Origin of the sequence: Roseixanthobacter glucoisosaccharinicivorans (assembly GCF_043195095.2) — a bacterium.
Lineage (GTDB): Bacteria > Pseudomonadota > Alphaproteobacteria > Rhizobiales > Xanthobacteraceae > NCEH01.
The window spans coordinates 2591694-2604420 of sequence record NZ_CM195538.1 but is presented as its reverse complement, the minus strand read 5'-3'; the positions used below and the strand labels follow the sequence as shown (position 1 = coordinate 2604420).

The window sequence follows — 12727 nt, the reverse complement described above, 5'->3', positions numbered from 1 at the left end:
GCCTGCAATATGCCGCCCTGCCGTACCGGCAGCGCCAGGATGGGGAAGTGCAGATCCGCCTGATCACATCGCGCGAGACGCGCCGCTGGGTGGTGCCCAAGGGCTGGCCCATCAAGGGACTCACACCGCCGCAGACGGCGGCGCGCGAAGCCTATGAGGAAGCCGGGCTCATGGGCACCATGTCCCATGCGGCGGCCGGCCTCTACAGCTATGAGAAGCGCCTTTCGCCCACCCGCTCGGTGCCGTGCGACGTCATGGTGTTCCCCATGAAGGTGAAGCGCTATGTGAAGAAATGGCCGGAGCGGCTGGAGCGCGTCGGTTTCTGGTTCAGCGCCGATAGCGCGGCTGCCGCAGTGCAGGAAGAGGGCCTCGCCCAGATCATCCTCCAGTTCGCCGCCGTGCTCACCGCCCGCCACGCGGCGAAGGTGGCCGCGCAGGAAGAGGAGCGCGCCACCCATGCGGCCGCCAAGCTGAAAGCCGCCAAGCCGAAAGCGGCGGCGAAGGGCAAGGCTGCGGCGGAGATCGAACCGGCGGCGCCCCTCGCCGAACATGCGGCAGGGAAGCCGGCAGGCAAGAAGGCCGACACAAAGAAGGCCGACACAAAGAAGGCCGAAACCAAGAAGGCTGAGGCCAAGAAGGTAGAGGCCAAGAAAGCAGAGCCTGAGAAGGCCGAGACTAAGAAGGCCGACGCTAAGAAGGCAGAGGCCAAGGTTTCGCCCAAGAAGGCTGCGGGCAAGAAAGCTCCGACCAAGAAGGCCGCCGCCGAAAATGCCCCGTCTCCGACGATGCGCCTAGCGTCCCCAATGGCAGGGAAAGGCTCGTCTTCGGACGAGGAAGGCGGTGCCGGTCCAAGCGGCGCCGTGGGTGGGATCTCGGGAAAAGCTATCGCGAACACATCGCCGGCCAAGATATCGCCTGCCAAGACATCGCCGGCTAAGACCTCGCCGTCGAAAAAACCCACGCCCGGGAAATCCCCGTCGAAGAAGCAGCCCGCCAAGACGCGGAATGGGCAAGCGCCGGGTTCGGGCACGTCAGGCGCGGGCTCGGAGCGCATGGCCGCGATCGGAGCGGGCGCGGGGTTCGCTCTGGTACCCGTGCGTGCGTCCTTGGCAGCCGCCGATGGTGCGATGCCGGCCGTACTCAAGAAGGCCGAGCGCAAGAAGGCCATTGCCAAAAAGGCTGAGCCCAAAAAATCTGAGCCCAAAAAATCTGAGCCCAAGAAGGCCGACCTGAAGAAGGCCAGCGCCAAGGCGACGGCCGAGGAGAAGCTCGGAAAGAAGGCGGACATCAAGAAGGCGGGCACCAAGAAAGCCGGCCGCAAACCGGGCGCGGTGGAAGCCACCGGCGCAGTGAGCACTGACAATCCGGCGCGGCGGAGCCAGCGCCTGGCCTCCGACCTCTAGAGCCGGCCATGTCGGCGGCGAAGCATCGGCAAGATGGGCTGCCAGAGCTTACTTTGCGTCATGCCGACTGCCGCCGGGCGGCCGGATTTGGAGCCGTCGCGCGCGATCGCTGCGCCTGCGCTTCCGCTGTTTGAAATGACATGAAACCATGTCACACATGCCGCCGGCTTCCGGCGCGCGGGAGGCTTTCGGGCGGGTTGAACGCCCGCCGGCACCTGCGGCCGAAGCTGCCATGCCGCGCCAGAAGGCGCGGTCGATAATTGCAGCGCGTTTTAAGGAAACCGGCCATGAGTGATCTTGTCTTCATCGCCTTCCCCACGGAGCAGCGGGCCGTCGAGGTTCGTGACAAGATCCTGGGCATGCAGAAGGAATATCTCATCGAGCTCGGCGATGCGGTGATCGCCGTCAAGGATGAGAACGGCCACATCAAGCTGAACCAGCTGATCAACACCACCGCCACCGGCGCCATGTCGGGCGCGCTGTGGGGCACGCTGATCGGCTTCATCTTCATGATGCCGCTGGTGGGCACGGCCATCGGCGCCGCCTCGGGTGCGCTCGGTGGCGCGCTGACCGATGTCGGCATCAATGATCAGTTCGTGAAGGATGCCGCCGGCGCGCTCCAGCCGGGCACCGCCGGCCTGTTCCTGCTGATCCGCAAGATGACCACGGACAAGGTGCTGGAAGACCTGCGCGGCGTCGGCGGCACGGTGATGAGCACGTCCTTCGACCATACCAAGGAAAATGCGCTGCGTGACGCGCTCGCCGCCCATGCGGCGGGTGAAGTCGCCAGCGAGCCCGCGCCGGCTCCGACCATCGGCGGAGCCCCGGCCGCGCCGACCGCGTGAGTCTTTCGGATCGTCTTACGCAAAACAGAGGGACCGCCCGCCTTTTGGCGGACGGTCCCTTTTTCATGTCGGCGATGCGCTCAGCGCCACCAGCCGCCGGGGTGGTAGACCCAGGTGTTGCCCCGGCGCACCCAGGTGCCATCGCGATACCGCCAGCCGGGACGCCCGGCCACCCAGCGGCCGGGGACCCACACATAGCGGCGGCGACGCGCATCCCAGGTCCAGAAGCCGGACACCCAGACCCAGCCCGGACGGGGCGGGGGCGGGCGGCGCTCGATGCGCAGCGGCGGCGGTGGCGGCTGAATGAAGACCTGGGCATCGGCCTGGCTCGACGCGGCAATGGGCGCGGCGGCGGCGATGCCGGCGGTCAGCAGACCGCCGAGAAGGGACCGTCGAGAAATCATGGGAGATATCCTTGAATACGTCCGGCGCACCGGGCGGAATCAGGCACTCCCCCTGGCGGCAAGCCACGTGTGGGTGAGCCTTATGGCGTTTTTGGGCGCAATCGCGCGGCCGGGGCATCGCCATCTGTCCCCCAGCGCGGCACTTGCGCGTAAGTTATTGAAATCGCGAGGGTGGCTGCAAGCCGTTCTGGAAGACTGCGTTAACCGTGTTTGTGGAAAGGAGCTTTGGTGCGCCGGCGCCGCGTTCCAAGCGAGGCCGATCGACGGTTCCGCGCGGGGTAGGCAGATGCCTGCGCCGCTGTCCGCGTCGTCCCTCGTTCGCCATCGCGGGGACCCAGCCACCCAAGAGGCCGACCGCACGGTCCTTCAAAAGCTGGCCGAGGGTTCCGCGCGAATGAATGGGTCACGCCGGCGCAACTCGAGGATTTTCTTCCATTGCGGCGGATGCGCGAGACCGGCGCGGGGCGCGCCGGTCGGTCGGGTATGCGGAAACCGCGGGCGCAATCCGCCGGGCTCAATGCGCCAGGAACAGCGGCACGGGCGACCGCTCGATCAAGGCGCGGGTGAAGCCGCCGAGCACCCATTGCTGGAGCCGGGAATGAACGAACGCGCCCATCACCACCATGTCAGCGCGGAACAAGCCCGCTTGCCCGCGCAGCGTCTCCGCCGCATCGCCATCGCGCACGCTTATGTCGTTCACGCTGACATTGACGCCATGCCGGGCGAGGTTTGGCGCCAGCTCGGCGCCGGGGATGGCGTGGGCGAGATCCTTTTCGCCCGCGATGCAGAGGATTTCCACCTCCTGCGCGGCCTTCAACAGCGGCAGGGCGAAGGCGACGGCGCGGCTGGCGCGTTCGCTGCCGTCCCAGGCGATGACGATGCGCTCGGCGCGAAAGGTGGTGATGCCCGGCGGCACCGCGAGCACCGGGCGACCGCCACGCGTGACCACGTTCTCGATGATGTCGCGGCTGATTTCCATCGGCTCGGGCGTGGTTTCCAGCACGGTGATGTCATGCACCCGCGCCTGGCCGACGAACGCTTCCAGCAGGTCCGCGAGCGGCAATTGCAATGTTTCGACCGAGCACGTGAGGCCAGAGGCATCGGCCGTGCCCCGCGCGCGCTCCAATGTCGCGACCGCCGCCTCGCGAACCCGGCGGTTTTCCGAGCCGGCGAGTTCCGAGGCGAAAGGGCCGAGGGCGCTGCGCGGCACGCTCACCTTCAGCGCCGCCGCTTGCACCGTGAGGTGCGCGCCCGCCGCTTGGGCGAAGGAGAGGCCGTAGGCCAATGCGGAGCTGGCGCGGTCCGTGCCTTCTTCCGTGATGCCGACGAGGATGCTCTTGAAATCTGAGACAGAGGTCACGGCGTTATTCCTCACGTATTCCTTATTGTCTTACGTTACGGCATTGGACGCCCATGGCTGTATGATTCAGGTCAAAACCGTGTGCCGGCGCCCTGGATCTGTGCCGGCGGACACGCGGCCTGCGGTCAGAACGGCACGGAGAGGCGCGCGCTCAATTCCTGGGCGAGGAAGTCATTGCCCATCTGCGCCTTGTATTCCGCGCGCACCTCATAGCCCTTGGCGTTCACCAGCTGGAGGCCGCCCGTCACGTCCAGCAGGGTCGCGGGCAGGGGGACCGAATTGATGAAACTGGGGACGATCGGCGCCGCGCCCGCGAGGCGGCTCTGGAACTCCAGGTTGTCGTTGGACAGGAAGGTCACGCCGACGCTGCCATAGGGCCGCAGCCAATAGTCCGGGCCAAGGTCGATGCGCGCGCCAAGCTCCACCGCCGGGCTGAAGGCGAGTGTCCATTCCTTGAGCGAGGAGATGGAGAGGTTCAGCGGCCCGGCCTGCGTTTCGGAATAGCCGGGCATATAGGTATAGAGCAGGTCGAGATCGGCATAAGGCCGCAGATACCAATTGGCGAATACCAGCTCATAGGAGGCGCGGGCCCGCGCGCCGGCGGTGAACACGCTGGCGTTTCCTTCGGCGATCCAACGGTTGCCGCCGAGGAAGATGTTGCGGCTGTTGTCATAGCTGCCGAACCCGGCATGCCCGGCCAGCGAGAACAGCCACGGCCCGACCTGGTGCTTCACCGAGAGCGCGCCGTCGGCGCCCTGGCCGTCCGAGGTGCCGAAGCCGTTATTGGTGGAGAGCGAGGTGTCCGAATAGCCGACGGTCGCGCCCACGAACCAGTCGGTCAACACTTCCTTCTGGGTGCCGATGCGATAGGTGAGGGCGTCGAGCGTGAAGCCGCTGCCCTTGTTATCGGCATATTGCTCCGCGCGGCTACCGATGACCCGTGCCCACGTGCAGTCGGTCTCTGCCAGCAGGGTTCCGGTGCCGGAGAAGACCGGGCAGCTCAAGGCCGCATTCAGAGACGCGCGCGCGCCGCGGGTCTGGTTCACGGCAGCGGCTTGCATCTGGTCGCCGGAGAGATTCTGCAAGGCGCGCTGGTAGCCGGCCGCCGTCTGCACATTGGCGAGGCTGGCGAACACCGAGGACAAGCCGGTGGAGGTGGTGTTCCAGGATTGCTGGAGCGACTGCGCCATCGCCGCCTCGTTGGCGGTGAGGGACACGCCCGAAGGGGTGAAATTCGCGGTCGGGATGAGCAGCAGCGTATTGTCCTGCTGGTTCAGGCCGAACTTGACGACGCCCAGGGCGGAAGGCTGGATCACCTGTGCGCTGCCGGTCATGGCGCCGGTGCTGGAGAGGATGGTGTAGGTGAGCGGCAGCAGGTTCGCGCCCACCAGCGGCTGTACGCTGCCGCCGAGGATGGTGGTGCCGGAGACGTTGAGGACGTCGTTGGTCTGCCCGCCATTGATCGCGGCGTTGATGTCGATGCCGAGGACGCCGCCTGGGCTTTGCGTGAAATTTCCCTGCAACATGGTGGAAAGCTCCACCTTCCGCCCGCCCGGATTCAGCGTTCCGGCATTGGTGAACGTGCCACCATAGGGAACGCCCTCGAACGTGGTGCTGGCGCCGAGCCCGACCAATGCCCCGGCATTGAAAAGAGCTCCGGCCGCATTCTCGAACGTGCTCGCCTGGGCTTGAGTGAGGTCCACATTGCCGGAGAGGATACCGGCATTGGTGATGGCAAAGTTTTCATAAGTTCCGATGATCGCGGTGCCGGACAAGGCACTGACAGTGCTGCCCGCCCCAAAAGTGACGGTATTGTTCGGATTTCCGCCCTGGAGCACCAAGGCCGCGCCGGAGCCGCTGCCGCCGACCAAGGTGCCGGTGAAATTCACATTGATCGTGCCGCCACCACCGATGATAGCGCCATTCGTGCCCTGGAATCCGCTTTGCACGAAGATGCCGGCGGCCCCCGCGCCGGTGGCGGAGATGGTGCCGGTCAAGTCGATGTTCACGCCGCCGCCGCCGAACAAGCCGTAAGCGCCACGCAAAGTGCCGGTGGCGGGGGGAAGCACGATGCCCTGGGGCGAACCGATGGCCCCGCCACCGCCACTCAGGCTCTGTGCGAAGATGCCGTGTGCATTGGCGCCGGTGGTGGAGATCAGCATGCCGCCCTGCGTATTCGGCGCCATGGCGATGGTTACGAGGCCCGAAAGCATATTGACGTCCGGGTCCACGCTCGGCGGCAGCACGCTCATGCCCGACGTGTTCATGGCGCCGCTATAGCCGCCGCCGCCGCCGATGGACTGGGCGAAGATGCCGATCGCGCCGGTGCCCGTGGTGTGGATGCTGCTGCCGCCGCCGAGCAGGATGTTCACGTTGCCGCCGGCACCGGCCCCGCTGCCGCCGACGCCGCCCGTGACGGTGACCGGCATGGTCGGACCCGCGCCGTCGGTGGCAAAGCCGCCGCCACCGCCGATGGATTGGGCCAGGATGCCGAACGCAGCCTCGCCGCTGGTGGTGACCGTGCCGGTGTGGGTGATGTTCACGATGCCGCCGCCGCCGCTGGTCAGCGCGGAGCCGCCGATGGTAAGCGCGAGGGTGCCGTTCGCGGCATACAATTGCTGCGCATAGGCTGCGGCGATGGCGTTGAGATCCACGCCGAGGCCCAGCAGCCCCTGGACGATCTGGTTTTCCAGGGAGACGATCTCGGCATTGGTGGGGCCGTTCAGACCGGCCTGTTCGGGATTGATGATGAACACGCCGCCGCCGCCGCCGATCGCCTGCCCGACGATGGCGTGGGATTCGCTGCCCGATGTCTTGATGGTGCCGGAATTGGTGATCTGAACCGTGTCGGCGCCGCCGGTGGCGCCTTGCTGGGTATTGTTGTTGTTGGCGTTCGCGGCCGTGGCGCCGCCCACCGTGATCGAGGCGGTGAGGGAGAGGCTGGTCGAATCCACCGCCAGCCCGCCAACGCCGCCGCCGCCACCCACGCTCTGCGCGAGGATGCCGAAGGCGGAATCCCCCTGGGTGGTGATGAGCGACGTGTTGGTCACGGTCACAAGATTGCCGGTTCCCGCCGCGCCGCCGGCGCCGCCCACCCCGACATTCACATTGATCACGTTGCTGCCCGAGAGCGTGGCGCCGCCGCCATTGCCGCCGCCGCCACCCACCGACTGGGCGAAGATGCCGAACGCAGCGTCGTTCTGGGTGGTGATGCTGCCGGCGTTGGAAACGGTGACCACGCCGCCGTTGCCCGCCGCTCCTCCCGCGCCGCCGACGGCGATATTCGCCTCGGTGGTGGGAAACGACAGCTTGAGAGCCTCGGAATTCGCATAGGCGGGCAGCTTGGCGGCGAGGATCGCCTTCAGCTCGGATTCGATCGTGTCGACGAGGACGCCGGCAAGCGCGCCCGCGGGATCGGACGAGGCGGTGCCGCCGCTGCCGCCGCCGCCGCCCACCGATTGCGCCTCGATGCCATGAGCCCCGTCGGCGGTGGTGGCGATGCTGGCGCCTGCGGCGTTGACAACCGTCACCGCGCCGCCGTCGCCGCCGCTTCCGCCCTTGCCGCCCACCGAGAGGTTCAACTGGTAATCGTCGGTGCCTGCGGCTTGTCCCGCCGCCGCCGTCCCGCCGCCGCCGCCGACCGATTGGGCGAAGATGCCGCGCGCATCGACGCCGGAGGTGCTGATGAAGCCGTTGTTGGTGACATTCACAGTGCCGCCGATATTGCCCGATCCGCCGGTGCCACCCACGCCGATGGATGCGGCGAAGGATTCATTGAACGAGAACGGGATGATGCTCGTGCTCAGGTCGACGCCATCCTGCTGGCCCGACCAGGACCAGGGCAGGCTCACCGAGGTCGCCGCCGTGCCGGTGCCCCCATTGCCGCCGCCGCCGCCGATGCTGGCGGCATAGATCGCATCCGCCGCGAAGCCTGATGTGGTCAGCGAGGCGTTGGGATTGTTGATGACGGTGACGGTCTGGCCGATGCCGCCGCCCCCACCGCCGCCGCCCACCGCCACCGACAGGGCAAGCACCAGCGAGGAGCCGTAGGTATAGGTTGAGGTGGCGGCATTGCCGCCGTTGCCACCGCCCCCGCCGATGGACTGGGCGAGGATGGCATAGGCCTGGTCGCTCTGCGTGCTGATGAAATTGAGGTTGCCGACCGTCACCTCGCCGCCGTTGCCGCCATAGGCGCCTGAACCGCCGATGCCGATGGTGACGCCGATGTTCGGGATTTCGCCATAGCCGAGGCTGTAGGAGCTGGAATTCGCATTGCCGCCGGAGCCACCACCGCCGCCGATGCTGAGTCCTGCGATGCCCGCCGCGTCCAGGCCCTGGGTGGTGATGGTCCCGCCGTTGATGACCTCGATGGCGCCGCCATTGCCGCCGAAGCCACCGCCGCCGCCGAGCGCCACCGCGACGCTGGGCACAACGAAGCTTCCCGAGGTGGTGCCCACCGTCCCGCCCGCCCCGCCTGCGCCGCCGACGCTCAGCGCATACATGCCGATGGCGGAATCATTGGTGGTGGCGATGAGGCCGGCATTCAGCAGGTTCAGCGCGCCGCCCGCGCCGCCGCCGCTGCCGTTGCCGCCCACCGTGATGGAGATGGGCCCGAGCCCGTCCACTGCGCCGCCGGAATCACCGCCGCCGCCGATGGACTGGCCGAACATGCCGTAGCCCTGGTCGCCCGAGGTATTGATGAGGCCCGTATTGGTCAGCGAGATGCCGGCGCCCGCGCCGCCATTTCCGGCATTGCCGCCTTGTTCGTAAACATGGCCGTTGGCCGCCCCGCCGGCCCCGCCGCTGCCGCCCTGGCTGAGGCCGTAAATGCCATATGCGCCGGTGCCGCTGGTGGTGATGGTGCCGGAACTTGTCACCGTCACCGCGTAGTCCACGGACAAGGAGCCGCCCGAGCCGCCATCTCCGCCCGCGCCGCCATCGGAATCAAAGGTCTCCGAGGAGAGCCCGCCGGCGCCGCCTTTGCCGCCCAGCGCGGCGGCATAGATGCCGTAGGAGGAGGTGCCGTAGGTCGTAATGGCGGCGGCGTTGGTGACGGACACCGTGCCGCCGCTTCCGCCCTGGCCGCCCTTGCCGGCATTGCCGACGGTGCCGTTCTGGTCGGAACCTGTGCCCGCATCGCCGCCGACGCTGAGGGCGACGAGGCCGGCAGAGGTGGCCCCGTAGGTGGTTACGGAGGTGCCGAGATAAGTGGTGAGCGCGCTGGCGCCGGCTCCACCGCCGGTCCCGCCCGCCCCGCCGTTCGCGTCGCCCGCATTGGCGGAGGAGCCGTCGCCGCCCGTTCCGCCCTGACTGACCGCGCCGAGCGCCGCCGAACTGGTGCCATAGGTGACCGCCTGGGCCGCCACGGCGGCGCTGTTGCCGAAATTCAGGGTGGCGGTGACGCCGTTGCCGCCTGCTCCACCATGGGCGCCATAGCCGCTCAAGGCCGCTCCGCCCGCGCCTCCGGTACTGGCGATCCATGCGGCCGGCGAAAATGAAGAGTTCGCGCCGGCGAGACTCGTGCCGGTGGTCACGTTTCCAGTGAGGTTAAGCGTAACCGCGCCGCCCCCGCCCCCGTCTGCGCCAGCCGCATTGCCCGCGCCCGCGCCGCCGGTCGATTGGAGCAGCAGGCCCGCCGAATTGGCCGCCGCCGTCGTCGCGCCGCCATTGGGCAGGGCGAGGTTTGCCGTGACGGTGATTGTGCCGCCCGCTCCACCGAGGCCAGAGCTATTGCTGATGCCGCCGAAGCTGGTGGCGAGCAGAGCAGGGGCGTTGCTGGCGGCAGTGGAAATGATGCCGCCCGCGGTGATGGTGACCGATCCGCCGGTCCCGCCAGAGGCGTCCGCCCAGATCGCGCTCGATCCCGTGCCTTGGGTGGCGATGATCGAGGAAGCAGTGGTGGTGAGAGTGACCGTTCCGCCATTTCCCGCCGCGCCATTGCCGAGCGCCGCGGTTCCGGCCGCGCCACCGGCCGCCGTTGCCGCAAGGCCGTCGGAAGTGTCGCCGGAGGTAAGGATCGTGCCGCTGTTTGTCAGGGTGACGGTGCCGCCATTGCCGCCGTTTCCGCCATAACCCTGAAGATTGCTGGAATCCGGGTTGGGGTTGCTGCCGCCGGCGCCGCCGATGGCGGTGGCGAGGATGCCGGCGCCACTCGGTCCGGACGTGGTGATCGCGGCACCGTTGGTAACCTGCGTTGTGCCGGCCTTGCCGCCGGTGCCGCCGTTGGAAAAGCTGCCCCCCTGGCCGCCGGCCCCGCCGTCGCTCGCCCCATAAAGGCCTGCGGAATTGGCGCCGGTGGTGGAGATCGTGCTTCCCCCATAGGCGACCACGGTCGCCGAGCTGCCGCCTCCACCGTTTCCGCCATTTCCGCCGTCGCCGAAATTGTTGCCGGGCGACGCCGCAGAGCCCGCCCCGCCGATCGCGGTGGCGCCGGCGCCGGGGGAATAGGTGCCCGTGCTGGAAATCTGCGCCGTGCCTCCTTGGGCCGTGCCGAGGGATGCACTGGCGGTTCCGGCTGTTCCGCCGAGGCTGCCGGCACTACCCCGCGAAGCGGTGCTGTTGCCTGCCGCGCCGCCATTCGCCACGGCCCAGACCACCGCCGAGGCGGTATCGCCGGTGGTGGAAAGCGTGCCGGTGACGATCGCCGTTGCCGTCCCGCCCGTCCCGCCGATGCCGCCCGTATCCGCGGTGCCGCCGGCGCCGCCGGTCGCCATCACCACAAGGGCGTCCGACGCGGTGCCCGACGCGGTGGGCGCGCCGTTCGAGTTTGCCGCGAGATTGACGATGGCGCTTGCCGTGCCGCCGTTGCCGCCTGCGCCGCCGCTCGTCAGCGCGCCGCTGGTGCCGCCGTTCCCGCCGAGCGCGAAGACGCCGATGCCTGGCGCATTCGCGCCCGAGGTGGCGACCGTGCCAAGTGCATTTATGCTGGCCGCGCCGCCGTTTCCGCCGGTGCCACCCGCGCCCGGCGCGTCCGCGCCGGCCTCCAGGCCGCCGCCATTGCCGCCCGCGCCGCCGTTCGCCTGGGCCCAAAGGCCAAAGGACGAGGCGCCGGTGGTGACGATGACGGAGCTGGCGGTGGTGTTGACGGTCGCGGTGCCGCCGGTGAGCCCGTTGCCGCCGCTGGACCCCATGGAATTGTATTCGCTGGCGCCATAGCCGCCGTGCCCGCCTGCGCCGCCGGTGGCAGCGGCACCGACGCCGAACGACAATCCTCCGGTCGTCGTGATGGTGCCGGAATTCACCAGAATGACGGTGCCTCCGATGGCGCCCGCCCCACCGGCTGAGCCGGACCCCTCGTCGTCGCCCCCCGCACCGCCTGCGCCGCCGCTGGCATCGGCCCAGATGCCAGCGGAGCTGTAGCCGGAGGTGATCAGCATCCCATTGTTTGTGGCGCCGATCGTGCCGCCCTTTGCGCCATTGCCGGCATTGCCGGCACCGTAATCATTGCCTGGATCTTCCCCGTTCGCGCCGGTGCCGCCGAGCGCATAGAGGAGCATCGCCGCGGCGTCTGAGCCGGCGGTGGAAATGGCACCGCCGGCCGCATTGGTGGCGTTTGCCGTTCCGCCCGCGCCGCCGCTGCCACCGTTGCCAGCGCCCGAGCCGAAGCCGCCGTCGCCACCCATCGCGCCGTTTCCGCCCGACGCTACGGCGAGGAGGCCGCTGGCGCCGTTCGAGATCAAGGTGAGGCTGCCGCTATTGTTCGCGGTTGCGGTGCCGCCCATGCCGCCCGAGCCGCCGTCCGAACCGCCGTTGAAACCGGATCCATCCTGGCTTGCACCGCCGTTTCCGCCGGTGGCGTAGGCATTCACCGCCGATCGCACCGTCGCCGCGCCCGCGGGAATGGAAATGGTTCCGCTGTTGATCGCCGTGGCGATGTTCCCCAAGCCGCCGTCGCCGCCATTGGAGGGACCCTGGGTCAGATGGCCGCCGTCCAATCCCGCCTCCGCACCGCTGCCGCCCAAGCCGCCGATCGAGGTGGCGTAGATGGCGATGGCGGTGGTCGAGGCATTGCCCACCTGCGCCGATGTTCCCGGATTTCCCGTTCCGCCGGGATAATCATTGTCCGACGAGTTCGTGCCCTGCGTGCCGTTGCTGTCGGCTGTGTACCAAGTGGCATTATCGGTGGTGCAGGAGGTGGCGACGCAGGTGAAGCTTTGCCCCGCCGCACCGCTCGCGGAGAGCAGAAGCGCCAGCGGGCCGCCGAGACAGATTGATGCCAACGAGGTGGATGTCAGATAGCGCGACGCCTGCGCGGACCGCCTTTTGCCGGCCCGACCCCCGAATGGCAAATCCATCTCTCGCCCCCGAAAGACCCCCTCCCGCACGCTGCTGGCGCCGCGAGGCTTTAGCTTGAATAGCAGGGCTTTGGCGCCTCGTCACGGTGGCGAAAACAGACCGCGAAGCGCATATGCGCCCAAGCCGCGTACCGCTTTCAGAAGGCTTTCCGCAGGTTGCGCCAGCGCGCGGGGAAACGGTGTGAAACCAGGGTCGGCCCGACCAGAATCCTGCTTTTTACAACCGAAAACTGTTTTATTTATTTTATAAAAAAATCTGAAATTAATGCATCATGCCGTAGGCACAGTTTTTTCTTTACCGTCACCACGAAGGATTGAGGAAGTCGTCCCGGCGCCCGGTCCTGTCAATGTCGAGGTTTTCGGTCTACAACAGGTATGCGATACCGCGGCTGCTTCAGGGGTTTTAATCGTCAAATGTTTA

5 protein-coding genes are annotated in these 12727 nt (G+C 67.9%); 2 read left to right on the top strand and 3 right to left on the bottom strand.

From position 1 onward, the window contains the following. Positions 1–266: 266 nt before the first annotated feature. Together V5F78_RS11830 and V5F78_RS11825 are read left to right on the top strand one after the other, a co-directional pair. Entirely contained in the window at positions 267–1403 is a 1137-nt protein-coding gene (locus tag V5F78_RS11830; protein WP_509276225.1) for a hypothetical protein, read from the top strand. A 287-nt stretch (positions 1404–1690) separates the two neighbouring features. Then, complete coding sequence (locus tag V5F78_RS11825) at positions 1691–2248, top strand: DUF1269 domain-containing protein (RefSeq protein ID WP_394067876.1); 558 nt, start codon at positions 1691–1693, stop codon at positions 2246–2248. A gap of 80 nt (positions 2249–2328) precedes the next feature. Here V5F78_RS11825 and V5F78_RS11820 read toward each other — a convergent pair whose 3' ends face one another. From V5F78_RS11820 to V5F78_RS11810, 3 genes are all read right to left on the bottom strand, one after another. Beyond that, a complete protein-coding gene (locus tag V5F78_RS11820) occupies positions 2329–2652 on the bottom strand; it encodes a twin-arginine translocation signal domain-containing protein (protein WP_394067877.1) in 324 nt (107 codons plus the stop codon). 514 nt (positions 2653–3166) lie between these two features. Beyond that, positions 3167–4012: a universal stress protein gene (locus V5F78_RS11815; RefSeq protein WP_394067879.1), complete on the bottom strand. Its 846-nt coding sequence runs from the start codon at positions 4010–4012 to the stop codon at positions 3167–3169. Between the two features lie 125 nt (positions 4013–4137). Further along, complete coding sequence (locus V5F78_RS11810) at positions 4138–12231, bottom strand: hypothetical protein (RefSeq protein WP_394067881.1); 8094 nt, start codon at positions 12229–12231, stop codon at positions 4138–4140. Positions 12232–12727: the final 496 nt, after the last annotated feature.